Below are 24,460 nucleotides of genomic sequence, written 5' to 3' on the forward strand. Positions count from 1 at the left end.
CGCTCCGGCACCGTGAGTCGGCGACCCACCTCGCAGGTGCGGCAGGTGCAAGAAGAAGACCACCGCTCCGGCACCGTGAGTCGGCGACCCACCTCGCAGGTGCGGCAGGTGCAAGAAGAAGACGGTCTCGCCGGAGGCGAGTCCATCTCCCACCACGGTCCCCGAAAGGGAGGCAGTCCTTATGACGACCACTCCTGATGTGCGCACCGAGCTCACGCAGGAGGAGACGATCGCGGCACTCGGCCGGTACGACTTCGGCTGGGCCGACTCCGACGAGGCGGGCTCCATCGCGAAGCGTGGACTCTCCTCCGAGGTCGTCGCCGACATCTCCCGCCTGAAGAGCGAGCCCGAGTGGATGCTGGAGTTCCGGCAGAAGGCGCTCGACATCTTCGGCAAGAAGCCGATGCCGCGCTGGGGCTCCGACCTGTCCGGGATCGACTTCGACAACATCAAGTACTTCGTGCGCTCCTCGGAGAAGCAGGCCGCCACCTGGGAGGACCTGCCCGAGGACATCAAGAACACCTACGACAAGCTGGGCATCCCCGAGGCCGAGAAGGCCCGCCTGGTCTCCGGTGTCGCCGCGCAGTACGAGTCCGAGGTCGTCTACCACTCGATCCGTGAGGACCTCGAGGAGCAGGGCGTCATCTTCCTGGACACCGACACCGCGCTGAAGGAGCACCCTGAGCTGTTCCGGGAGTACTTCGGCTCGGTCATCCCGTCCGGGGACAACAAGTTCTCCGCGCTGAACTCCGCTGTCTGGTCGGGTGGCTCGTTCATCTACGTCCCGCCGGGCGTGCACGTCGACATCCCGCTGCAGGCCTACTTCCGGATCAACACCGAGAACATGGGCCAGTTCGAGCGGACGCTGATCATCGTCGACGAGGGTGCCTACGTGCACTACGTCGAAGGCTGCACCGCGCCGATCTACAAGACCGACTCGCTGCACTCGGCCGTCGTCGAGATCGTGGTCAAGAAGGGCGGCCGCTGCCGCTACACCACGATCCAGAACTGGTCGAACAACGTCTACAACCTGGTCACCAAGCGCGCCAAGGCCGAGGAGGGCGCGACCATGGAGTGGGTCGACGGCAACCTCGGCTCCAAGGTGACCATGAAGTACCCGGCCGTGTGGCTGATGGGCGAGCACGCCAAGGGCGAGGTCCTCTCGATCGCGTTCGCGGGCGAGGGCCAGCACCAGGACGCCGGCGCCAAGATGGTGCACATGGCGCCGAACACGTCGTCCACGATCGTGTCGAAGTCGGTGGCCCGTGGCGGCGGCCGGACGTCCTACCGTGGCCTGGTCCAGGTCAACCCGCGTGCGAAGAACTCCCGTTCGACGGTGAAGTGCGACGCCCTGCTGGTGGACACGATCTCGCGGTCGGACACCTACCCCTACGTCGACATCCGCAACGACGACGTGTCGATGGGTCACGAGGCCACGGTCTCGAAGGTCTCGGACGACCAGCTCTTCTACCTGATGAGCCGCGGTCTGACCGAGGACGAGGCCATGGCGATGGTCGTGCGCGGGTTCGTCGAGCCCATCGCGCGCGAGCTGCCGATGGAGTACGCGCTGGAACTGAACCGGCTGATCGAACTGCAGATGGAGGGTTCCGTCGGATGACGACGAGTGACGTTGCCGGCCTCGCGCCCGAGCTGAAGGGCGCCAAGGAGGGTCAGGGCGAGGTCCCGATCGCCTCCGCCGGCGAGCGCTTCCAGTCCTTCGACGTGGACGCGTTCGAGGTTCCGGGTGGCCGCGAGGAGAACTGGCGGTTCACCCCGATGCGCAGGCTCAAGGGCCTGCACGACGGCACTGCCGCGTTCGAGGGCACCGCCGCGGTCTCGGTCACCGAGGCCGCCGGGGTGACGGTCGAGAAGGTCGGCCGCGACGACGCCCGGATCGGCGAGGGCGGTGTCCCGTTCGACCGGGTCGCCGCCGCAGCCTGGTCCGGCTTCGGCGAGGCCACCCTGGTCACCCTGGACGGGGAGAAGCTCGACCCGGTGACGATCACCGTCGAGGGCCCGGGCGAGGGCGTCACGGCGGCCGGTCACCTGCACATCCGCACCACCCCGCACACGCAGGCGACGGTCGTCGTCGTGCACCGGGGTTCGGGTGTGCTGGCCGACAACACCGAGGTCGTCGTCGCGGACGGCTCCCGGCTCGATCTCGTGGTGACCGAGGAGTGGAACGACGACGCCGTGCACGTCGGCTCCGAGCACCACAGCATCGGGCGCGACGCCACGCTGCGCGCGATCACGGTGCAGCTGGGCGGCGACCTGGTCCGGGTGTCCTCGACGATCGGCTACGCGGGCCCCGGCGGCGACGCGGAGCTGCTCGGCCTCGGTTTCGCCGACGCCGGTCAGCACCTGGAGCAGCGGCTGCTGGTCGACCACTCGGTGCCGAACTGCAAGTCCAACGTGCTCTACAAGAACGCGCTGCAGAGCGACTCGCGCGACTCCGCGCACGTGGTGTGGATCGGCGACGTGCTGATCCGGGCGGCCGCGGAGAACACCGAGACGTTCGAGTTCAACCGGAACCTGGTGCTCACCGAGCACGCCCGGGCCGACTCGGTGCCGAACCTGGAGATCGAGACCGGCGAGATCGTGAGCGCCGGCCACGCCAGCGCCACCGGCCGGTTCGACGACGAGCAGCTGTTCTATCTGCGCAGCCGCGGCATCCCTGAGGACCAGGCCCGCCGCCTGGTCGTCCGCGGGTTCTTCGGCGAGGTCCTCAACAAGATCACGCTGCCGGAGCTCAAGGAGCGCCTCGAGGCGGCCGTCGAGGCCGAGCTCGCGCTCACCGGTGCCTGAGCGGAGCTTGCGGAGCGAAGCTCGGCGCCGATCACCCCACACTCTCTTCCCGGATACGGAGCGACCACCACAGATGTCCACCCTGGAGATCAAGGACCTGCACGCCTCGGTCGAGACCGAGGACGGTCCCAAGGAGATCCTGCGCGGCGTGAATCTCACCGTCAGCGCGGGCGAGACGCACGCGATCATGGGGCCGAACGGCTCCGGCAAGTCGACGCTGGCCTACGCGATCGCCGGGCACCCGAAGTACACGGTGACCGGCGGCGAGGTGCTCCTGGACGGCGAGAACGTCCTGGAGATGGCCGTCGACGAGCGGGCGCGGGCCGGGCTGTTCCTGGCCATGCAGTACCCGGTCGAGGTCCCGGGCGTGTCGATGGCGAACTTCCTGCGCTCGGCGGCCACCGCCACCCGCGGCGAGGCGCCGAAGCTGCGCACCTGGGTCAAGGAGGTCAAGGAGGCCATGGCCGGCCTCGACATCTCCGCCGAGTTCGCCGACCGCTCGGTCAACGAGGGCTTCTCCGGCGGTGAGAAGAAGCGGCACGAGGTGCTGCAGCTGGAGCTGCTGAGCCCGAAGTTCGCGATCCTCGACGAGACCGACTCCGGTCTCGACGTCGACGCCCTGCGCGTCGTCTCCGAGGGCGTGAACCGGTACCGCTCCGGCGGCGAGACCGGGGTCCTGCTGATCACGCACTACACCCGGATCCTGAACCACATCACCCCGGACCGGGTGCACGTGTTCTCCGGCGGCCGCGTCGTCGAGTCCGGCGGCCCGGAGCTGGCCGACGAGCTCGAGAAGAACGGCTACGAGCGGTTCACGAAGGCCGCGGCGGTCTGATCATGCCCCTCATCCACGGAACCGGGACCGCGGGCGGCCACAGCGCCGACTCCCGTTCCGCCGGCGCTGCTCTCGGTGCCGACGCCGTGGCCCGGATCCGGGCGGACTTTCCGATCCTCGCGCGCACCGTGCGCGAGGAGAAGCCGCTGGTCTACCTCGACTCCGGCGCGACCTCGCAGCGGCCGCGCCAGGTGCTCGACGCCGAGCGCACGTTCCTGGAGCGGCACAACGCTGCCGTGCACCGGGGTGCGCACCAGCTCGCCGAGGAGGCCACCGACGCCTACGAGTCCGCCCGGGCACGCATCGCGGCGTTCGTCGGTGCGAGCGATGACGAGGTCGTGTTCGTGAAGAACGCGACCGAGGGCATCAACCTGGTCGCCTACGGCATGGGCAACGCCTCGATCCGGACCGGGCTCGACGCCGCGTCCGAGCGGTTCGCGCTCGGCCCCGGCGACGAGGTCGTCGTCACCGAGCTGGAGCACCACGCGAACCTGGTGCCCTGGCAGGAGCTGTGCCGGCGGACCGGGGCGACCCTGCGCTGGTACCCGGTGACCGACGACGGCCGGATCGATCTCGACTCGCTCGAGCTGTCCGACCGGACCAAGGTCGTCGCCTTCACCCACCAGTCCAACGTGACCGGCGCCGTCGCGCCGGTGTCGGAGCTGGTGGCGCGGGCCGGTGCGGTCGGCGCGCTGACGGTGCTCGACGCCTGCCAGTCGGTGCCGCACATGCCGGTCGACCTGCACTCGCTCGGCGTCGACTTCGCGGTGTTCTCGGGGCACAAGATGCTCGGCCCGTCCGGCGTCGGTGTGCTCTACGGCCGCCGCGAGCTGCTGGAGGCGCTGCCGCCGTTCCTGACCGGTGGGTCGATGATCGAGATGGTGCGGATGGAGGGCTCGACCTATGCGGCTCCGCCGCAGAAGTTCGAGGCCGGCGTGCCGATGACCTCGCAGGCGGTCGGGCTCGGTGCCGCCGTCGACTATCTCGAGGCCATCGGGATGGACGCGGTTGCCGCGCACGAGGCGGAGCTGACCGCTGCGGCGCTGGAGCAGCTGTCGGCGATCGACGGGGTCCGGATCATCGGTCCGGCCTCGACCGAGGGCCGCGGGGGAGCGGTGTCGTTCGTCGTGGACGGCATCCATGCCCACGACCTGTCGCAGGTGCTCGACGACACCGGCGTCGCGATCCGGGTGGGGCACCACTGCGCGTGGCCGCTGCACCGGCGCTTCGGGATCGTCGCCAGCGCCCGGATGTCGTTCGCGGTGTACAACACGCTCGACGAGGTCGAGGCGCTGGCCGACGGCGTCCGGGCCGCCCAGAAGTTCTTCGGGACGGTGTGACGGCCGTGCAGCTGCAGCAGATGTACCAGGAGATCATCCTGGACCACTACCGCGATCCGCACGGGTCCGGCCTGCGCGACCCGTACGACGCCGAGACCCACCACGTGAACCCGACCTGCGGGGACGAGGTCACGCTGCGGGTCAAGATCGATGGCGACACCGTTCAGGACGTGTCCTACGAGACGCTCGGCTGCTCGATCAGCCAGGCGTCGGTGTCGGTGTTGCACGATCTCGTCGTCGGCAGGCCGGTCGGCGAGGCATGGAAGATCATGACCTCGTTCCAGGAGATGGCACAGGGCCGTGGCAAGGTGGAGCCGGACGAGGACGTCATCGGTGACGGCGTCGCGTTCGCCGGTGTCGCCCGCTACCCGGCCCGGGTGAAATGTGCTCTCCTGGGTTGGATGGCGTTCAAGGATGCGGTCTCCCGCACCGACGCGACGATCGACACCACCGACGCGGCATCAACGACGGAGGGATCTCCGGCATGAGCGACACGACCGAGCAGCAGGCCACCGAGCAGGACACCGACGTCGTCCGCGGCGCGGCCGGGATGCCCGAGCCGCCGGCGGCCCCGACCGAGGGTGCCTCGCAGGACCAGCTCGAAGAGGCGATGAAGGACGTCGTCGATCCCGAGCTGGGGATCAACGTCGTCGATCTCGGCCTCGTCTACGGCATCGACCGGGACGGCGACACGGCCGTCATCGACATGACCCTCACCTCGGCGGCCTGCCCGCTGACCGACGTGATCGAGGAGCAGACCCGCTCCGCGCTCACCTCCGGTCCGGACGGTGGGCTGGTCTCCGACATCCGGATCAACTGGGTCTGGATGCCGCCGTGGGGGCCGGAGAAGATCACCGAGGACGGCCGCGAGCAGCTGCGCGCCCTCGGCTTCCGGGTCTGAACCCGTTCACGAGCGGGCCTCGGGTGGCGGTCGTCGCCACCGGGGGCCCGCTCGTGGCATGTGTGGGGTGGCTCAGCCGAAGTGGACGGTGCGGATGCGCTGCTCCAGGCCGCTGACGCCCGAGGTGTCGATGCCGAACTCGTCCTCCAGCGCCCGGATCACCCGGGCCGGCGTACTGAGTTCCCGTTCCTCGGTGCGGCCGTCGGTGTGGCGCAGGGTGTAGCGGTTCCCGGCCAGGGTGGCCCGCCGGTCCGGGCCGGAGTACGCGGCGATCAGCCCGTTCCGGAAGTGCGACGCCGGATGGTGCGTGAGGTACCAGGAGCCCATCGCGTAGTCGATGTCGGGCACCGGCGTCAGGTCGAAGGTGTACTGGGTCAGCCAATCCCCGCCGCCGCGCCGCTGCTGGGCCCAGCCGCCCGCGCCGTCGCTCCGGTAGCGATGTTCGGCGTGCGCCGTCGGCTGGACGGTGCCGCTGACCAGCCGCAGCGGCTCGGAGGGCACCGTGCCGCCGAAGCCGACGTCGACGACGAAGAAGCCCGCAGTGGGTGCTGTGGTCGCTGTGCCCTCGGCGGGATCTCCGGCCTCGACCAGGGTGAGCCGGTGCGTGCGCATCGTCGGTGGATCACCGTCGGCCACGCCGAGCCGGACCCGTCCGACCAGCGGGGTGACCCGGTAACCGAGGTCGCCGAGCATGTCGTGCAGCAGCCGGTTGTTCTCGAAGCACCAGCCGCCGCGGCGCCCGTGCACCAGCTTGCCGACGATGTCTGCCCGGTCGACGGGCGGCTCGGTGCCGGTGAACGGATCCAGGTTCTCGAACGGGATCGTCGCGACGTGCGCGCGGACGATCCGGCGCAGCAGCGCCGTGTCCGGCGGGCCGGGGGCGACGCCGATCCGGTCGAGGTAGGCCGCCACGTCCGGACGCGACCCGCCATCTCCGGCGGCCGGGTCCGATTCGCCGCCTCCGGCGGCCGGTGCGGTCTCGGATCGGGTCGGCGGCACGGCCGCCGCGATGGGCGTCACCGCCGGGTTGCTCGTCATGCCCACGACCCTGCACGGTGAACCCGGGTCGAGGTCAACTCGAATCAGCGCTCCCGTGCGCCGCGCAGCGCCCAGGCGCGCAGGTGGGTGTAGCCGCGGGTGTGCAGGGTGGCGATCCGCCGCAGGTCGAAGCGGGGGTCGTCGCGTAACGACTCGTGCATCTCCCGGTCCACGAGCACGGTGTCCGGCCGGGCCTCCGAGGTGAGCCGGGAGGCGACGTTGACGACCTCGCCGTAGACGTCGCCGTAGCGGGCCAGCACCATCCCGTGCGCGATCCCGATCCGCAGCGGCGGCAGGGACGGCTCGATGCGCACCCGGTCCCGCAGCCCGAGCGCGATCGCCGCGGCATCGGCGGGATGTTCGGTCGCGAACAGGACCTCGTCGCCGACGGTCTTGATGATCCGGCCGCGGCCGTTCGCGATGACCTCGTTGGTGACGTCGCTGAACCGCTCGATCATCTCGCCGAGCTCGGCCATCGAGCGGCGGCGGGTGGTACGGGTGAACCCGACCATGTCCGCGAAGCCGACCGACAGCGGCCAGGTGTCGGCGGAGATCAGCTCACCGTCGGAGCGCTGGGCGCCCGCCGTCCACCGGACCGCGGTCGCCGCGAGATGCCGCCGCCACACGTAGGACTGCAGACTCTCCAGCTCGGGGAGGACCTCGGCGGCGAGCCGGGCGGCGGCCAGCGGGGTCAGCTCGCCGACGTGCGCCGCCGCGACCTGCGCGAGCATCCCGACCTGCCACTCCGCGAGCCGGGACAGCGACTGCGCGATCGCCCGGGCGACGGCCTCCCGGGGCCCGTGCTCGGGCAGCCACTCGCGGGTGAGGTCGACGACCTTGCGCGCGGCCTCGAGATCGACCCGGGTGAAGACCCGCTCGTCCGGGGCGGGATCGGGGAATCCGAGTGCCCGCCACAACCGGCCGGACTCCTCCGGGTCGAGCCCGGTGGCCTCGACGAGCTCGTCCCGGGTGAACTCGCGGGGAGCACCGAGGATGAACTCGTCGAGGACGGGGCCCTCGATCTCGCTCCAGTCGATCTGCGCGGGATCGGGGAGCGGCCGGGGGCCGGGGGCGGGCTCGTCGGACACGGCTCAGGTGGTGTGCACGACGAGCACGTCCACCCCGGCGCGGCGGGTGGCGTCCGCGGGGACCGAGCCGAGCAGCCGCCCGGAGAACGTGTTGAGGCCACGGTTGCCGATGACCAGCAGATCCGCCTTGTTGTCCTTGACCGCCTTGCGGAGCACGTCGACCGGCGCGCCGTCCTCGGCGTGCGTGGTCACCTTCCGGGCGCCGGCTGCGGCCGCCCGGTCGGCTGCCTCGCGCAGCGCCTCCTCGGCGGGCGTCCAGCCGGTGACCAGGTAGGCCTCGTCCTTGAGCGCGTCCTCGGCGGCGGCGGTGTCCTCGCGGCTGGCCGGGGTGTACGCGGACACGATGACGAGGGTGGCGCCGCTGTCGGCGGCCACACCCGCCGCGCGCTCGACGGCCGCGAACGAGGTCGACGAGCCGTCCGTCCCGACGACGATGGTCTGGTAAGCGGGCATGGGCAGCCTCCGATGGGGAGCGGGACCGCAGCCGCTCGGTGCGGGCGGCCCCTCGACGCTGAGTACCCCGATGTTACTACCGGTACCCCTGTCGACCGACCGGTGTGGCGGCCCGTCATCACCCGACCGGGCGAAATCGTACGGCCGAACGAAGCATGTGTCCCTTGACCGGTGCGGGCGCTGCCCGGAACACGCCCGCCATCCCGGCGAGTGTCCCGGGCAGGTCCTCGCGGCCGGTGAGGAACGCCCGTCCGCTGCGGCCCGCGAAGAAGGCGTCGAAGAAGCCCGGCACCAGCCGGGCCGGCAGGTCGAGCACGGTCTGCAATCCGTGCCGGCGCAGCTGGTGCACCATCCGCGCCGACGGCGACCACAGCAGCCCGGTCGCCGCCGACACCGCTGCGGCCGGGTCGGCCGGAAGGTGCCGGCCCAGTACGGCCGCCACCTCCGGGGCGAGCCGCAACGCGGGGGCGACGCTGAACCCGGTCGCCGGGTGCACGAGCGGCGTCGCCGCACCGAACGGCACCGGATGCGCCGCCGCGCGAGGCGAGTCGACCGGGAACCGGACCCGCTCCACCGGGGCGTCGCCGGGCACCGCGATACCGAGCCCGGCCAGCCGCGCCGTCAGGCGCTCCCGCAGCTCGGGGAGCGGGAGTCCGGGCCGCCGCGCCAGCGACGTCTCCTCCAGCAGGACCGTCCCGTCGCCGTAGGGGACGGCGTAGAGGAACGTCGGCCAGTCGGTCCAGCCGGGTGCGCTCCCGGGGCCGGGAGGGCGCCAGTCCATGAACACCGCCTCGCCGGGCGCGAGGACCGGACGAGCCACGTCCGCCGGGACGACGACGCCGTACGCGGTCTGCTCGGCCGCCGGCCCGGCGACCGGCCGCAGCCGCGACGGGGCCCCGGTGGCATCGACGACGAGCGCGGTGTCGACGACCAGGGCGTCGGCTGCGGCCGGTACCGGCGACGAGCCCGCTGCGGCCGGCGCACCCTGGGTCCCCACGCCGCCCGCGCGGTCCCGGTCACCCGGCGCGCCCGATCCGGCTCCCGGCGCCCGCAAGGAGACCCGGTACCGGCCGCCGCCGGGGCACAGGTCCCCGGCGTCCGCCCGCCCGGCGAGGACGGTCACCCCGCCGAGCCGGGAGTCCAGATGGGCGCGCAGGCCCGCGGTGTCCAGCACCGCGTACGGACCCAGGTCCCGGTCGCCGCCGCCACCGGGCAGCACCGCCCGTGCCCGCGGCCGGGCGGCCAGCACCGAGCGGGGCAGGTCGGCGGGCAGCTCCTCCGGCCAGGCGCAGTAGGTGGCACTCCACGGCAGGTCCGGGGCGGGATCGGCGAGCGCGGTCCGCAGGCCGTGCGCCGCACACGCTCCGGCGAGCGCCCGGCCGGCCGGGCCGCCGCCGAGCACGAGCACGTCCACCGCCGCTTCCGTGCGTCGCACCCCGGTCCTCCCCGTCAGACGTTCCGGCCGGTGGCCAGGCTGCCACCGTCGATCCGCAGTGTCTCGCCGGTGATCCAGGACGCGGCGTCGGAGACCAGGAAGGCGACGGCGTCGGCGACGTCTGACGGCACACCGAGCCGCTTCATCGGGTAGCCGGCGGCGACCCCCGCCTCGTCGTGCGCGTACAGCGCCTCGGCGAACCGGGTCTTCACCACCGCGGGGGCGACCGCGTTCACCCGGATCCCCGGCCCGAGCTGCCCGGCCAGCTCCTCGGTCAGCTTGATCAGGGCGGCCTTCGAGGCGCCGTAGGCGCCGATCACCCCGGTCGGCCGCAGTCCGCCGACCGAGGCCACGTTCACCACCGATCCGCCGTGCTCACCCATCCAGGCCCGGTGCGCCTGCTGCACGAACCCCAGCGCGGCGACCACGTTGACCTCGAAGATCTTCCGGACCGCTGCCAGGTCGGCGTCGACCAGCGGGCCGTACTGCGGGTTGACGCCGGCGTTGTTGATCAGCACGTCGAGCGAACCGAAGGTCTCGACGGTCCGGTCGGCGACCTCGGCACGGTGCGCCGCGTCGCCGGCGTTGCCCGGCACGGCGAGCACCCGCGCCGGGTCGGTGCCGGTCTCGTCGGCGAGCGCGGCGGCGGCCTCGGCCAGCTCCGGCGCGCGCCGCCCGGTGATCGTCACCGACGCGCCGCGGGCGAGCAGCCCCGCCGCGATGCCGTACCCGATGCCGCGGGAGCCGCCGGTGACCAGCGCCGCCCGCCCGGACAAGGTGAGATCGGTCATGGGAGCCGACCCTACGTGGGGAAACGGGTCGCCCCGGCCGGTAACCTGGCGTGGTGGTCCTGATCGAGTAGCCGGTGTCGCCGGGCACCCGTGTGCCCGCGCCGTTGCTCTTGAACTCTCAGCGCCCACCCCGTCGACTCCGTCTGGAGCCCTGTCACGTGATCACCGCGACCGCCCTCGAACTCCGCGCCGGATCGCGGATCCTGCTCTCCGGGGCGGATCTGCGGGTCCAGCCCGGCGACCGGATCGGCCTGGTCGGCCGCAACGGTGCCGGGAAGACGACCTCGATGCGGGTGCTGGCGGGGGAGGGCGAGCCCTACTCCGGCGACGTCCGCTCCAACTCGCCGGTCGGCTACCTGCCGCAGGACCCGCGGGAGGGCGACCTGTCGGTCACGGCGAAGGACCGGGTGCTCTCCGCCCGCGGCCTCGACACGCTGCTGGCGAAGATGGAGAAGGCCCAGACGGCGATGGCCGAGCTGGTCGACGGCCCGGAGAACGAGAAGACGGTCCGTGAGTACGGCCGGCTGGAGGAGCGGTTCTCGGCGCTCGGCGGGTACGCCGCCGAATCGGAGGCCGCCCGGATCTGCACCCATCTCGGTCTGCCGGACCGGGTGCTGGCCCAGCCGATGCGGACGCTGTCCGGCGGTCAGCGGCGCCGGGTGGAGCTGTCCCGCATCCTGTTCGCGGCCTCCGACGGCGGCTCGCAGTCGGCGACCACGCTGCTGCTCGACGAGCCGACGAACCACCTCGACGCCGACTCGATCACCTGGCTGCGCTCGTTCCTGCAGAGCCACGAGGGCGGCCTCGTGGTGATCAGCCACGACACCGATCTGCTGGCCGCGGTCGTCAACAAGGTGTGGTTCCTCGACGCCACCCGCGGTGAGGCCGACCAGTACAACATGGACTGGAAGCGGTACCAGGAGGCCCGCGCGACCGACGAGAAGCGCCGTCGCCGCGAGCGCGCCAACGCCGAGAAGAAGGCCTCCGCGCTGCACACCCAGGCGGCGAAGATGGGCGCCAAGGCGACCAAGGCCGTCGCGGCGAAGAACATGGCCCGGCGTGCCGACCAGCTCCTGGCCGGTCTCGACGACGAGCGCCAGGCCGACCGGGTCGCCAAGATCCGGTTCCCGACTCCGGCCTCGTGCGGGCGGACCCCGATGACCGCGGAGGGCCTGTCCAAGGCCTACGGGTCGCTGGAGGTGTTCACCGGCGTCGACCTGGCGGTCGACCGTGGGGCGAAGGTCGTGGTTCTGGGCTTCAACGGGGCCGGCAAGACCACCCTGCTGCGGGTGCTCGCCGGGGCCGAGGACCCGGACGCCGGCGAGGTGATCCCCGGGCACGGCCTGCGGACCGGCTACTTCGCCCAGGAGCACGACACCCTCGACATGGACGCGTCGGTCTGGGACAACATCCGGCACGCCTCGCCGGACGCCCCGGAACAGCAGCTCCGCACCCTGCTGGGGTCGTTCATGTTCACCGGTGAGCAGCTCGACCAGCCGGCCGGCACGCTGTCCGGCGGTGAGCGGACGCGGCTCGCGCTGGCCGGGCTGGTGTCGTCCGCGGCGAACGTGCTGCTGCTCGACGAGCCCACGAACAACCTGGACCCGGCGAGCCGCGAGCAGGTGCTCGACGCGCTGCGCCGGTTCGAGGGCGCCGTGGTGCTGGTGACGCACGACCCGGGTGCGGTGGAGGCGCTCGAGCCGGACCGGGTGATCGTGCTGCCGGACGGCACCGAGGACCACTGGTCGGCCGACTACCTCGAGCTCGTCCAGCTGGCCTGATCCGGGCCACCCACCGGCCGCTGACCGGCGCGTCCACCGACCGGTCGTCGCACGGGAGTGTGATCACCCGTCCGGAGCACCAAGATCGTCGATCTTGATGAGCCGCTGTGATCGGCGACGGCCGGAATGGTGCGGGATCGATTCCAACGGGTGACGCCATTCTGCTGATCGATGGACGATCGCTCGACTGCTCACTGAACCGTGTGCGCCATTCGGGGTAACCGCTCACCGATCGCGTTTTCCGCGTTCTGGCCAGAAATCCTCATCTGGATCATCATGGCCTGACCGTCGCGCCGGATGCGGCGGTCCGCGGGGGCATCCGCGGTGGGGATGAGGAGGGCCCATGGCCGAGCTGAAGAAGGGCGCCCGGATCACCGGGACGCAGCGGGGGAAACTCGCAGCCGACCTGAAGAAGAAGTATGAGAAGGGTGCCAGTATCCGCTCGCTCGCCGAGCAGACCGGCCGGTCGTACGGATTCGTGCACCGCGTCCTCTCCGAGACGGGAGTGACCCTGCGCGGTCGCGGCGGGGCGACCCGCACCAAGAAGAAGTAACCGACCGTCCCGTCGAGCAGCCGGCGCAAGCGGTACCGCAGAGACCACCGACGACGCCGACCGTGCCCGTCACCGGCCCGGTACGGCGTCGTCGCATGTCGCGACCCGAGAATGTGGCCGGCCGCCACCGTGCCAGCCGCCGCCGTGCCACCGGCCGCCGTGCCACCCGCCGCCCTGCCACTCGCCTGCCGCCGCGCCCCCTGATCGTCGCCGTCGTAACGTGAACCCTCGCCGTCCACCACCGGCGAAGGGGAACATCGTTGGATCGCCCGCTCACCCTGATGCGCGGGGTCATCCGGGGAGCGGACTCACAGTCCATCCGCCGCGGCTCCATCGCGAAGGGCACCTGGCCCCGGATCTGGGGTTTCGTCCGGCCGTACCGCCGCTGGCTGATCGGCTACCTGGCGCTGACCACGGTCACCGCCGTGATCGGCGTCCTCACCCCGCTGCTGGCCGGCCGGGTGGTCAACACCATCGTCGCCGCGAACGAGCTGCCGGACGCGGCCCGGGTGATCATCGTGATCGCCGGCGCGATCGCCGGGATGGCCGTGCTGGAAGCGGTGGTCGGGCTCGCCGGGCGCTGGTTCTCCTCCCGGCTCGGCGAGAGCCTGATCGCCGACCTGCGGGTCGCGGTGTTCCGGCACGTGCAGGCGATGCCGCTGGCCTTCTTCGCGCGGACCCGCACCGGGGCGCTGGTCAGCAGGCTCAACAACGACGTGATCGGTGCGCAGACGGCGATCACCAGCACGCTGTCCACGGTCCTGGCGAACACCATCCAGCTGGTGCTGGCGATCGCCGTCATGCTCGGCCTGGCCTGGCAGGTCACCCTGCTCGCGATGCTGCTGCTGCCGGTGTTCGTGCTCCCCGCGCGCCGGATGGGTGTCTGGCTGGCCGAGCTGCGCCGGGAGGCGGCCGAGCTCAACGCCACCATGGGCAACCAGATGACCGAGCGGTTCTCCGCGCCCGGCGCCACGCTGGTGAAGCTGTTCGGCGACCCGGCGCAGGAGGCCGGGGTGTTCCGGGGCCAGGTCGCGCGGGTCCGCGAGATCGGCGTCCGCTCGGCGATGGTGTCCCGGCTGTTCGTGACCGCGTTGCAGCTGGTGTCCGCACTCGCCCAGGCGCTGATCTACGGTCTCGGCGGCTACCTCGCGGTGACCGGGCAGATCCCGGCCGGCACCATCGTCGCGCTCGGGCTGCTGCTCACCCGGCTCTACACGCCGATGACGGCGCTGGCCAACGCCAGGGTGGACGTCATGACCGCGCTCGTCGCGTTCGAGCGGGTCTTCGAGGTGCTCGACCTGGTCCCGTCGATCACCGAGCCGCAGCGCCCGCGGGCGGTGCCCGACGGTCCGGTGGACGTCACACTGCGGAACGTCCGGTTCACCTACCCGAACGCCGCCGACGTCTCCCTGGCCTCGCTGGAGGAGGTCGCGGTGCTCGACCAGCGGGTCAACGCAGAGGTGCTGCACGGCATCGACCTGCACGTGCACGGCGGCGGGCTGCTCGCGCTGGTCGGCACCTCCGGCGCGGGCAAGTCGACGCTGGCGAGCCTGGTCCCGCGACTCCACGACGTCGGCTCCGGTGCGGTCGAGCTGTCCGGCGTCGACGTGCGGGACCTGGACTTCGCGACGCTGCGCCGCACCGTCGGCATGGTCACCCAGGACGGGCACCTGTTCCACGACACGATCGGCGGGAACCTGCGCTACGCCGCCCCGGACGCGTCCGAGGCCGAGATGACCGATGCGCTGCACCGGGCCCGGCTCGGCGACCTCATGGCCGCGCTGCCGGACGGGCTGGACACCGTCGTCGGCGAGCGCGGCTACCGGCTCTCCGGCGGCGAACGTCAGCGGCTGACGATCGCCCGGCTGCTGCTGGCCCGGCCGCGGGTGGTGATCCTCGACGAGGCCACCGCGCACCTGGACTCGGAGTCCGAGGTCGCCGTCCAGGAGGCGCTCGCGGAGGCGCTCGTCGGACGGACCGCGATCGTGATCGCGCACCGGCTGTCCACCGTCCGGGCCGCCGACCGGATCGCCGTCCTGGAGGCCGGCCGGGTCGTCGAGACCGGAACCCACGTCGAGCTGCTGGCCGCGGGCGGGCGGTACGCGACCCTGCACCGGACCCAGTTCGCCCCGGAGACCGCACCGACGGTCCGGTGAGCCGGGCTGCCGGAGGGGGTCAGGGAGCGCGGGTGACCGCGCGCACCCCGTTCTCCACGACGTCCAGGACGGCGTCGAGATCGTCGGTGGGCAGGCCCATCGCCAGGTGCGACACCAGCCCCTCCAGGACCAGCTCGAGGTACTGCGCGAGCACCGGGACCGGCACGTCGTCGCGCAGCGCACCGGCGCCGGCCTGGCGTTCGAGGCGGGCCCGGGTCGCCGCGGTGAGCGCCACCGAGTGCTCCTGCCAGCGGGCCCGGAACTCCGGTTCGGTGCGCAGCCGCCGGGAGACCTCGAGCCGGGTGCCCAGCCAGCTGCGGTCGGAGTCGGTGTCGAGCAGGTCGCGCATGACCTGAACCAGGCCCTGCTCGGCGACGACGTCGGCCATCCGGGTGGCGTCCTGCTCGGCCAGCGCCAGGAACAGCGCCTCCTTGTCCCGGAAGTAGTGGAAGATCGCTCCCCTGGACAGCCGGGTGTACTGCTCCAGGCGGCGGACGGTGGCGCCCTCGTAGCCGTGATCGGCGAAGCAGGTCCGGGCACCGTCCAGGATCTGCCTGCGCCGGGCGGCGAGCTGGTCCGTGCTGACGCGGGGCATGACTCCAGTATTCCGTACGCTTGTCCGGCTTGCCGGGGGGTGACGTGAGGTGGCGTCGCTTACCCCTGTGACGACCTGCAACCGTCACACGTCGGGGGTAGCGTCGTCGTGGTGACAGCGGACGACGAGAGCGTCGCACGTGGGGACGGTCGGCTCCGGAGCAGAGCCGCGGCCGAGGCCTACGTCGCGTCGGTGTGCTTCAAACACGGCCCTCCTGCCCTGGTCGGCGTCGAGATCGAGTGGATGCTCCACCACCCGGACCGGCCCGGTGAGCCGGTCGACCTGGACCTGTTGCGCGCGGCGCTCGGCGCGCACACCCCACCCGCCCTGAACCCGTCCTCGCACGGCAGGCCGCTGCCGGCCGGGGGCATCGTCACCGTCGAGCCCGGTGGCCAGATCGAGATCTCCAGCCCGCCGTCGGACGGGCTCTTCCCGCTGGTCGGTGATGTGACCGCGGACGCAGCCCATCTCCATCACCTCCTCGCTCGGTACGGGCTGGCACCGCACGACCGCGCCGCCGATCCGATCCGCCCGGCGCAGCGCCTGCTCGATCTCCCGCGGTACGCCGCGATGGAGTCCGTGTTCGACCGGGTCGGTCCGCACGGGCGCAGCGGCATGTGCTCGACCGCCGCGGTCCAGGTGTGCCTGGACGCGGGGCCCGCCGACCGGATCGCCGCGCGCTGGGCGGTGCTGCACGAGCTCGGCCCGGTGCTGGTCGCGGCCTTCGCGAACTCCCCGGTCCAGCACGGCAGGCGCACCGGCTGGAAGTCGTCGCGCCAGGCGTGCTGGCTCAGCCTCGACCCGGGCCGCACCGCGCCACCGCCGGTGACCGACCCCGATCCGGCCGCGACCTGGGCCCGCAGGGTCGTCGACACCCCGCTGCTGTGCGTGCGCGGCACCGGGACCTGGTCGGTCCCGCCCGGGGTGACATTCGCCGACTGGGCCGCCGGGCGGGTGCCCGACGGCATCCTGGAGCGCCCGCCGACGGAGGCGGATCTCGACTACCACATCTCCACGCTGTTCCCGCCGGTCCGGCCGCACGGCCACCTCGAGGTGCGCTACGTCGACGGCCAGCCCGGCGACGACTGGGCGCTGCCGACGGCCGTGCTGCTGGCGCTGACCTCGTCGGACGCGGTCGTCGACCGGGTGCGCGAGATCTGCGAGCCGGTCCGCGACGACTGGGTGGCCGCGGCCCGCGACGCACTGGCGGATCCGGGACTGGCCGCTGCCGCCGCGGAACTGTTCCCGCTCGCCCACGCGGTGCTGTCCGACGGCGGGCACCCGCTGATCGACGCGCCGGGGCCGCTGCTGTCCCGGCTGCGCGAGGTGACCGAGCACCGGGTGCTGCGCGGTCGCTGCCCGGCGGACGACACGTTCCCGCTGGAGGACCGGACGATCGACGGGGCGGCGACCACGGCCGTGCCGTTCCCCCCGGGCCTGTACCTCGGCGACGTCGCACCCGACGCGTCCGGGGATCCCGCCCGGAACCGCTCACGCATCGAGGAGGGTGTGAGATGACCCAGTCCGACCTGACCCAGTCCGACGTGACCCGGCCCGACGTGACCCGGTCCCGGCCCGGGACCGGCCCCGCCGAGCCGGGGGAGAGCCCCGAGCAGCTGCGCGAGCGGGTCGCCGCGCTGCTCGGTCGTTCCCGGGAGCGCAGCACCCGGCTCACCGATCTCGACGACGGCGAGCTGCAGGCACAGCACTCCCCGCTGATGTCGCCGCTGGTCTGGGACCTCGCGCACATCGGCTCCCAGGAGGAGCTGTGGCTGGTGCGCGACGTCGGCGGCCGGGAGCCACTGCGGCCCGAGATCGACGGCCTCTACGACGCGTTCCAGCACTCCCGCTCGTCCCGGGTGGAGCTGCCGCTGCTGACCCCGGCGGAGGCGCGCCGCTACGTCGGCGAGGTCCGGGACAAGGCACTCGACGTGCTGCACCGCAGCCCGATGCGCGGGCGCCCGCTGGAGCGCGACGGCTTCGCCTTCGGGATGATCGTCGCGCACGAGCAGCAGCACGACGAGACCATGCTGGCCACCCACCAGCTCCGCTCCGGGGCCCGGGTGCTCGACGCCCCCGCGCCGCCGCGCCCGGCCGCGCCGGTCGACGCCGCGGCCGAGGTGCCGGTGCCGGCGGGCCCGTTCGAGATGGGCACCTCGGCCGAGCCGTGGGCGCTGGACAACGAGCGGCCCGCGCACACCGTCGACCTGGCCGCCTTCGTGATCGACGCCTATCCGGTCACGAACGGCCGGTACACCGCGTTCGTCGACGACGGCGGCTACGACGACCGCCGCTGGTGGACCGACACCGGCTGGGCGCACCGGATCGCCGAGGACCTGAGCGCGCCGCGGTTCTGGTCCCGCGACACCGACGGGACGTGGTGGCGGCGCCGGTTCGGTGCCGTCGAGCCGGTCCCGGCCGACGAGCCGGTCGTGCACGTGACGTTCCACGAGGCGCAGGCGTTCGCCCGCTGGGCCGGGAAGCGGTTGCCGACCGAGGCGGAGTGGGAGAAGGCCGCCCGGTTCGATCCGGTGACCGGGCGCTCGCGGCGTTTCCCGTGGGGCGACGACGAGCCGACCGCCGCACACGCGAACCTGGGACAGCGGCACCTGCAGCCCGCGCCGGTCGGGGCGTACCCGGGCGGTGCCTCGGCGCTGGGCGTGCACCAGATGCTCGGCGACGTCTGGGAGTGGTGCGACTCGGGCTGGCACCCGTATCCCGGGTTCCGGATGTTCCCGTACCCGGAGTACTCCGAGGTCTTCTTCGGCGGTGACTACGCGGTGCTCCGCGGCGGCTCGTTCGGCACCGATCCGTCGGCGGTCCGGGCGACGTTCCGCAACTGGGACCATCCGATCCGCAGGCAGATCTTCTCCGGGTTCCGGCTCGCCCGCGACGCCGGCCCCGACATCTGACGATGTGCCGGCACCTGGCACACCTGGGGCCGCCGCGGACGCTGGCGGAGGTGCTGCTCGAACCTCCGCACGGTCTGCTCCGGCAGTCCTACGCGCCGGCCGACATGCGCGGCGGCGGCACCATCAACGCCGACGGTTTCGGCGCGGGCTGGTACCCGGCGGACTCGGCCGAGCCGGCGCGGATCCGCTCGGCCCGGCCGCTGTGGGCGGACACCTCGTTCGCGGCGCTGGCCGCGGCGACCCGCTCCGGTGCCGTGCTGGGGGCGGTCCGCTCGGCCACCGTCGGCATGCCGGTGGTGGAGACGGCGGCCGCGCCCTTCACCGACGGGCGCTGGCTGTTCAGCCACAACGGCGTCGTCCGGGGCTGGCCGGGGTCGCTGGCCGGCGCCGCGGCCCGGCTGCCGGTGACCGACCTGCTGACCCTGGACGCGCCGACCGACTCGGCGATCCTGTGGGCGCTGGTGCGGGCCCGGCTGCGGACCGGGGAGGATCCGGCCGACGTGCTCGCCGACACCTGCGCGTCCGTCGAGCGGGACGCCCCGGACTCACGGCTCAACCTGCTGCTCACCGACGGGGCCACGATCTGGGCGACCGCCTGGCGGCACGCGCTCGCGGTCCGTACGCACGACCGGGACGGCGGCGAGGCCACGGTGGCGTCCGAGCCGACCCACGAGTTCCCCGACTGGACGCAGGTGCCCGACCGGTACCTGGTGGTGGCCCGACCGGGGCACCACGACCTGTACCCGCTGACCGGGCCATGAGCCCGCGGGTGACCGACAAGAGGAGCAGTGTGTCCACTCCCGGCCTGATCCAGCTCGACGTGCACCTGACCGATGCCGACGCCGATGCCGCGCTGCGCTCCGACGTCGCCCGCGGCCTGACGGCCCGGCCCAAGGAACTGCCACCGAAGTGGTTCTACGACACCCGCGGCTCGGAGCTGTTCGAGAAGATCACCGAACTGCCGGAGTACTACCCGTTCCGCACCGAGCGGGCCCTGCTGATCGACTCGGTCGCCGACATCGCGCGGTCGTCGGGGCGGACACCGTCGTCGAGCTCGGATCGGGATCCTCGACGAAGACCCGGCTGCTGCTCGACGCGTTCGCCGAGGCCGGGACCCTGCGCCGGTACGTACCGCAGGACGTCAGCGAGTCGGCGCTGCGCGGCGCCGTCGACGAGCTGCACCGCGAGTACCCGGCGCTGGCGCTGCACGGCGTGGTCGGCGACTTCACCCGGGATCTGGACCGGCTGCCCGGCGCCGACCCCGGTGGCAAGCGCATGATCGCGTTCCTGGGCGGGACCATCGGGAACCTGCTGCCCGGGCCGCGGCACGAGTTCCTGACGCACGTGCGCGGGGTGCTGGAGCCCGGCGAGCAGCTGCTGCTCGGTACCGGCCTGGCGACCGATCCGGCGGTGATGGTGCCGGCCTACGACGACGCGGCCGGCGTCACCGCGGAGTTCAACCGCAACGTGCTCTACGTGCTGAACCGGGAGCTGGGCGCGAACTTCGAGGTGGACGCCTTCTCACACGTCGCGCTGTGGGACGCGGAGAACGAGTGGATCGAGATGCGGCTGCGTGCCTCCCGGGACATGCAGGTCCGGGTGCGGGACCTGGACCTGGACGTGTCCTTCCTGGCGGGGGAGGAGATGTCCACCGAGATCTCCGCGAAGTTCCGCACCGAGGTCGTCGACGAGTTCGTCACGGCGGCCGGTTTCGAGCCGACCCGGCGCTGGATTGACCCGGACGAGAGGTTCGCACTGAGCCTGCTCACCGCCGCCTGAAGTAGCGGAGACCGTAATTCCGGAATAACGTAGGGGCATGGTCGTCGACGGTCCCTCGTCCCCGCCCGCCGCCCGCACCCGGCGGACACTCGCCGCCGCACTGGCCGGTGCGCTGGTCGCCGGGCTGCTCGGCTGGCTGCTCGCCCCGGTGCCCTCGACGCCCGGACCGCAGTTCACCGGCGACCCGGCACTGGCCGAGCAGCTGCGGGCCGAGGCGGGGGAGGGCCGGCACGGGCTGGTCGCCGCCGTCGTGCGGGACGGGCGGGTCACGGTGGCCGGGATCGGCGACGACGGACACGGCGCGCCGGTCGGTGCCGGCACCCCGTTCGAGATCGGCTCGGTGACCAAGACCTTCACCGGTGCGGTGCTCGCCGAGCTGGAGCGGCGCGGCGACGTTCGGGCCGACGAGCGGGTCCGCGATCTGCTGCCCGGCCACCCGTGGCGGGCCGGCGGCGCCGGTGACGTCACGCTCGCCGAGCTCGCGACCCATCACGCCGGGCTGCCCCGGACGCCGGGCGGGATCTCCGAGTTCGCCCGTGGTGCGGTCGGCGCGTCTCCCTACGGCAACGACGTCGCCGGCATCATCGCCGCGGCCGAGGGCGCCGAGCTCTCCGGGCGCGGCGAGCACCACTACTCCAACCTCGGCAGCGCGTTGCTCGGGCACGCGCTGGCCGAACGGGCCGGGACGCCGTACCCGCAACTGGTCGACGAGATCGTCGCCGGCCCGCTCGGGATGACCGGGACCGCGGTGCTCGACGCACCACCACCCGGCGCGGCCCGCTCGCACGATCTCGCCGGCCGGCCGCAGCCGGTCTGGCTCGGCGACGGTGACGCGCCCGCCGGCATCGGGGTGTGGTCCACCGTCGACGATCTGGTCCGCTACGCAGGGGCGACGGCCGACCCGTCCTCGCCGGTGGCGATCGCCGCGCAGCCCCGCGCCGACTCCGACCTCGGCCGGATCGGCTACGGCTGGGAGGTCCTCGACGCCGGCGGACGCACCCTGCTGTGGAAGAACGGCGGGGTCTCCGGGACCTGGACGACGGTGTTGGCCGAACCCGCGACCGGCGACGCGGTGATCGTGTTCGGCAACTCCGAGCGTCCGGTCGACGCGCTCGCGGTGCGGCTGCTGGACGTGCCGTCGCCGTTCACCGGATCGGGCGGCGGTGGCAGCGCCGAGCTCGTCCGGACCTGGCTCCCGGTGCTGGTCGGCACGCTGTTCCCGCTGCTCGGCGGCCTGTCCACGCTGTCCGGGGCGCTCGGTGGCTGGGCCGGCCGCAGCCGGGTGAACCGGCTCGAGTTCGCCGGCACCGCGGGCAGCGGGCTGTTCTTCATCGCCATCGGCTACGCGAGCGGCGGGGTGTCCTGGTGGCTGGCGCTGTGCTGGATGCTCGGCTGCCTGGCCTACGGCGCGGGGCTCGGGGTCGCGGTGGCGCACTGGCGTGACTGGGACGGCACCCGCGGCGCCGTCCGCTGGGCGAACACCGCGTTCGGGCTGGCGCTGGGCATCGGCATGGCAGGTGCGCTGGTGGTCGTCGGGGCGGGCGCCTAACGTCGGGCCATGCCGATGAACGCGGTGCACCGGGCCGTCCGGCGAGCCCCGCCGGTCACCGCCGGACGCGCAGCGGCATCGACTCCCAGGCTCGCAGAGTGTTGTTGTGGTGACGCACGGTCGGACCGGCGAGCTCGATCGTGCGCACCCGCGACGCGAGCGCGGTGAGCAGCGCCTCCGCTTCCAGCCGGGCGACGTGCTGCCCGACGCACTGGTGCAGGCCCATACCGAACCCGACGTGACCGGACGGATCGCGGGACAGGTCGAAGACGTCCGGGTCGGTCCAGCGGCGCGGGTCCCGGTTGGCGGACCCGAGGAACATCAGGATCTTCGTTCCCTCCGGGATCACGTGGCCGGCCACCCGGACGTCGGTGGTCGCGGTCCGGAAGAACGTCTGCACCGGTGACTCCCAGCGGACCGCCTCGTCGAAGGCGACCCGGGCCAGCGAGGGCTGCGCGCGTAGCCGCTCCCACTCCTGCGGCGCGGTGGCGATGGCGTAGAGCACCGCGGACAGCGCGTGCACCGTGGTGTCGACGCCCGCCGAGAGCAGCGAGCGGACGACCAGCGGGGCCTGCTCGTGGGTGATCTCGCCGCGATCGGCGGCGGCCCAGATCCGGGCGCCGAACCCGTCGTCGCTCAGCGCGTCCCGGCCGCACCGGTCGTTCACCCAGCTCGCCAGCTCACCGGCCCGCGGCGCCGCCGCGGCGACCAGGTCGTTGTGCGGGCCGAACGCGTTGAACAGGAAATCGCCGTAGGGCAGCAGGTTCTCCCGGCCGTGCTTCCCGATCCCGACGGCGTCCGGGAACACCCGCAGCGGGAACGCCTCGGCGAGCGAGGGGACCGCGTCGAACTCGTCGCCACCGGCCAGGACCTCGTCCAGGAGCGCCTCGGCGTCGGCGAGCCAGCCCGCGCGCAGCCGGCGCAGTGCGCGCGGGCCGAGCACCGCGCTCAGCACTCGGCGGGGTGCGTCGTGCCGCGGCGGGTCCGCCTCCAGCAGCAGGCTCGGCGGGCGCCACGGCTTCTCGTAGCGGAAGTTGGACAGGCCGACCCCGGCCGCGGACTGGAAGCCCTGCCAGTCCACCAGTGCGGCGTGCACCTGCTCGTAGCGGGCGAACGCGTACACGTCGTGCCGGGTCAGGTGCACCACCGGCCCGGCATCGCGCAGCGCGGTGTGGAACGGGATCGGGTTCTCCAGCACCTCGTGCGAGAACGGGTCGGTGTCGTCGGTCGGCAGGCCGGCTCCCGGGGGGCCGGCCGGTGTGCCGCTCGGTGCGCTGCCGGCTGTGCTGGTGGATGTACTGGTCACGGTGGTTCCTCCGCTGGTCGGGAGATCAGAGATCGAGCACGAGCCGGTCGCCGCGGGAGCGCGACACGCAGATGAACATGCAGTCGCCCGCCGCCCGCTCGTGGTCGGTGAGCAGGGCGTCGCGGTGGTCCGGATCTCCGGACAGGACCTCGGTCTCGCAGGTGCCGCAGACCCCGCTGCGGCACGACGACAGCACGTCCACCCCGGCCTCGGCGACGGCGTCGAGCACGGTCCGCTCCGGACCGACCCGCACCGTCACCCCGGTGCGGGCCAGTTCGACGTCGAACGGGGTGCGCCGCGCCGGGCCGGCCGGCTCCGCGCTGACGAACCGCTCGGTGCGCAGGGTGTGCTCCGGCCAGTCCGCACAGGCCGTCTCCATCGCGTCGAGCAGCGGGGCCGGTCCGCACGCGTACACCCGGACGCCGGACCGCGGTGTCCCGAGGAACCCGGGCAGGTCGAGCAGCCCGGACTCGTCCTGCGGGGCGACGACGACCCGGTCGCCGTAACCGGCCAGCTCGTCCAGGTACGCCATCGAGGTGCGGCTCCGGCCGCCGTAGAGCAGCCGCCAGTCGGCGCCGAGCAGGTCGGCCTGCACGACCATCGGCAGCAGCGGGGTGATCCCGATCCCGCCGGCGACGAACAGGTACTGCTCGGAGGGCACCAGTGGGAAGTTGTTGCGGGGCCCGCCGACGCCGATCTCGTCGCCCACCGCGAGCTGGTCGTGCACGGCGGCCGAGCCGCCGCGGCCGTCCGGCTCGCGCAGCACCGCCACCCGGTAGCGGAGCGGGTCCCAGCGGTCCCCGCACAGCGAGTACTGGCGGGTCGCGCCGTTCGGGAGCTGCAGGTCGATGTGCGCTCCGGGCGCCCAGTCCCGCAGCCGCCGCCCGGGGGGCCCGACCAGCTCCAGCTCCACCACGCCATCGGCCCGCGCCCGCTTCGCCGCGACCCGCAGCATGCTGGCCTCCGCGGCCGTCCCCGTGCCCACCCCGGCCGTGGTGACCGCTCCGGCCACCCCGCTCGTCGCAGTCTTCTCGGTCCCGCTCAGCTGGGTCTCGCTCACCCGACCTCCTCGTCGTCGGCATCAGGTTCCGCCGCCGACCGGCCACCGGCGTAGCACCTTCTCAATGGACGAGAAACCTGCCA

The 24,460-nt window shown here is 72.9% G+C and carries 21 protein-coding genes and 1 pseudogene; 14 read left to right on the forward strand and 8 right to left on the reverse strand.

What is annotated here, in order from left to right:
* Positions 1–181: 181 nt before the first annotated feature.
* The 6 genes from sufB to Pdca_RS15885 all read left to right on the forward strand — a co-directional run bounded on the left by sufB (position 182) and on the right by Pdca_RS15885 (position 5,881).
* Positions 182–1,618, forward strand: a complete 1,437-nt coding sequence (gene sufB / locus Pdca_RS15860) for a Fe-S cluster assembly protein SufB (RefSeq protein WP_085913858.1) — start codon at positions 182–184, stop codon at positions 1,616–1,618.
* A complete protein-coding gene (gene sufD / locus Pdca_RS15865) occupies positions 1,615–2,805 on the forward strand; it encodes a Fe-S cluster assembly protein SufD (protein WP_232021589.1) in 1,191 nt (396 codons plus the stop codon). Before sufB ends, sufD begins: the two co-directional genes overlap by 4 nt.
* 73 nt (positions 2,806–2,878) lie before the next feature.
* Positions 2,879–3,640: a Fe-S cluster assembly ATPase SufC gene (sufC, locus tag Pdca_RS15870; protein ID WP_085913857.1), complete on the forward strand. Its 762-nt coding sequence runs from the start codon at positions 2,879–2,881 to the stop codon at positions 3,638–3,640.
* Positions 3,641–3,642: 2 nt separating this feature from the next.
* The gene (locus tag Pdca_RS15875) at positions 3,643–4,980 is read left to right on the forward strand and encodes a cysteine desulfurase (RefSeq protein WP_232021590.1); all 1,338 of its coding nucleotides are present in this window, start codon (positions 3,643–3,645) and stop codon (positions 4,978–4,980) included.
* A gap of 5 nt (positions 4,981–4,985) precedes the next feature.
* On the forward strand, positions 4,986–5,468 hold the full coding sequence (gene sufU / locus Pdca_RS15880; RefSeq protein WP_085913922.1) for a Fe-S cluster assembly sulfur transfer protein SufU: 483 nt from the start codon (positions 4,986–4,988) through the stop codon (positions 5,466–5,468).
* Positions 5,465–5,881 (forward strand): metal-sulfur cluster assembly factor, encoded by a 417-nt coding sequence (locus tag Pdca_RS15885; protein WP_085913856.1) that lies wholly within the window; start codon positions 5,465–5,467, stop codon positions 5,879–5,881. Before sufU ends, Pdca_RS15885 begins: the two co-directional genes overlap by 4 nt.
* A gap of 72 nt (positions 5,882–5,953) precedes the next feature.
* On the opposite strand, the gene Pdca_RS15890 is transcribed toward Pdca_RS15885, so the two are convergent.
* The 5 genes from Pdca_RS15890 to Pdca_RS15910 form a co-directional block, all read right to left on the reverse strand.
* Positions 5,954–6,919, reverse strand: a complete 966-nt coding sequence (locus tag Pdca_RS15890; RefSeq protein ID WP_085913855.1) for an arylamine N-acetyltransferase family protein — start codon at positions 6,917–6,919, stop codon at positions 5,954–5,956.
* Positions 6,920–6,963: 44 nt separating this feature from the next.
* Positions 6,964–8,007, reverse strand: coding sequence for an adenylate/guanylate cyclase domain-containing protein (locus Pdca_RS15895; protein ID WP_085913854.1), 1,044 nt, complete (start codon positions 8,005–8,007; stop codon positions 6,964–6,966).
* Positions 8,008–8,010: 3 nt separating this feature from the next.
* Entirely contained in the window at positions 8,011–8,460 is a 450-nt protein-coding gene (locus Pdca_RS15900) for a universal stress protein (protein ID WP_085913853.1), read from the reverse strand.
* A 118-nt stretch (positions 8,461–8,578) separates the two neighbouring features.
* The gene (locus Pdca_RS15905; RefSeq protein WP_125911431.1) at positions 8,579–9,895 is read right to left on the reverse strand and encodes a lycopene cyclase family protein; all 1,317 of its coding nucleotides are present in this window, start codon (positions 9,893–9,895) and stop codon (positions 8,579–8,581) included.
* Positions 9,896–9,909: 14 nt separating this feature from the next.
* A complete protein-coding gene (locus tag Pdca_RS15910; protein ID WP_085913851.1) occupies positions 9,910–10,686 on the reverse strand; it encodes an SDR family oxidoreductase in 777 nt (258 codons plus the stop codon).
* A 158-nt stretch (positions 10,687–10,844) separates the two neighbouring features.
* On the opposite strand from Pdca_RS15910, the gene Pdca_RS15915 reads away from it, so the two are divergent.
* From Pdca_RS15915 to Pdca_RS15930, 3 genes are all read left to right on the forward strand, one after another.
* The gene (locus Pdca_RS15915) at positions 10,845–12,467 is read left to right on the forward strand and encodes an ABC-F family ATP-binding cassette domain-containing protein (RefSeq protein ID WP_085913850.1); all 1,623 of its coding nucleotides are present in this window, start codon (positions 10,845–10,847) and stop codon (positions 12,465–12,467) included.
* Between the two features lie 343 nt (positions 12,468–12,810).
* Positions 12,811–13,020: a helix-turn-helix domain-containing protein gene (locus Pdca_RS15920; protein WP_010240451.1), complete on the forward strand. Its 210-nt coding sequence runs from the start codon at positions 12,811–12,813 to the stop codon at positions 13,018–13,020.
* Between the two features lie 260 nt (positions 13,021–13,280).
* Positions 13,281–15,176 carry an ABC transporter ATP-binding protein gene (locus tag Pdca_RS15930; protein WP_085913848.1) on the forward strand — a complete coding sequence of 632 codons (1,896 nt, stop codon included), beginning with the start codon at positions 13,281–13,283 and terminating at the stop codon, positions 15,174–15,176.
* Between the two features lie 19 nt (positions 15,177–15,195).
* On the opposite strand, the gene Pdca_RS15935 is transcribed toward Pdca_RS15930, so the two are convergent.
* Positions 15,196–15,771, reverse strand: coding sequence for a TetR/AcrR family transcriptional regulator (locus tag Pdca_RS15935; protein WP_085913847.1), 576 nt, complete (start codon positions 15,769–15,771; stop codon positions 15,196–15,198).
* Between the two features lie 111 nt (positions 15,772–15,882).
* Between Pdca_RS15935 and egtA the strand changes: the two genes are divergently transcribed.
* The 5 genes and pseudogenes from egtA (at position 15,883) to Pdca_RS15960 (ending at position 22,011) form a co-directional block, all read left to right on the forward strand.
* Positions 15,883–17,289, forward strand: a complete 1,407-nt coding sequence (gene egtA / locus Pdca_RS15940) for an ergothioneine biosynthesis glutamate--cysteine ligase EgtA (RefSeq protein WP_232021591.1) — start codon at positions 15,883–15,885, stop codon at positions 17,287–17,289.
* Positions 17,286–18,683 (forward strand): ergothioneine biosynthesis protein EgtB, encoded by a 1,398-nt coding sequence (gene egtB / locus Pdca_RS15945; protein WP_085913845.1) that lies wholly within the window; start codon positions 17,286–17,288, stop codon positions 18,681–18,683. Before egtA ends, egtB begins: the two co-directional genes overlap by 4 nt.
* A 2-nt stretch (positions 18,684–18,685) precedes the next feature.
* Complete coding sequence (gene egtC, locus Pdca_RS15950) at positions 18,686–19,444, forward strand: ergothioneine biosynthesis protein EgtC (RefSeq protein ID WP_085913844.1); 759 nt, start codon at positions 18,686–18,688, stop codon at positions 19,442–19,444.
* Positions 19,441–20,462: pseudogene (egtD, locus tag Pdca_RS15955) on the forward strand (L-histidine N(alpha)-methyltransferase). The gene egtC and the pseudogene egtD overlap by 4 nt, the downstream one beginning before the upstream one ends.
* Before the next feature lie 37 nt (positions 20,463–20,499).
* Positions 20,500–22,011, forward strand: a complete 1,512-nt coding sequence (locus Pdca_RS15960; RefSeq protein WP_085913842.1) for a serine hydrolase domain-containing protein — start codon at positions 20,500–20,502, stop codon at positions 22,009–22,011.
* 55 nt (positions 22,012–22,066) lie between these two features.
* On the opposite strand, the gene Pdca_RS15965 is transcribed toward Pdca_RS15960, so the two are convergent.
* Both Pdca_RS15965 and Pdca_RS15970 read right to left on the reverse strand, forming a co-directional pair.
* Positions 22,067–23,317: a cytochrome P450 gene (locus tag Pdca_RS15965; RefSeq protein ID WP_428842061.1), complete on the reverse strand. Its 1,251-nt coding sequence runs from the start codon at positions 23,315–23,317 to the stop codon at positions 22,067–22,069.
* Between the two features lie 25 nt (positions 23,318–23,342).
* Positions 23,343–24,377 carry a PDR/VanB family oxidoreductase gene (locus Pdca_RS15970; protein ID WP_445009133.1) on the reverse strand — a complete coding sequence of 345 codons (1,035 nt, stop codon included), beginning with the start codon at positions 24,375–24,377 and terminating at the stop codon, positions 23,343–23,345.
* Positions 24,378–24,460 lie beyond the last annotated feature (83 nt).

Origin of the sequence: Pseudonocardia autotrophica, assembly GCF_003945385.1 — a bacterium.
In the GTDB taxonomy this organism is placed as follows: Bacteria; Actinomycetota; Actinomycetes; order Mycobacteriales; family Pseudonocardiaceae; genus Pseudonocardia; species Pseudonocardia autotrophica.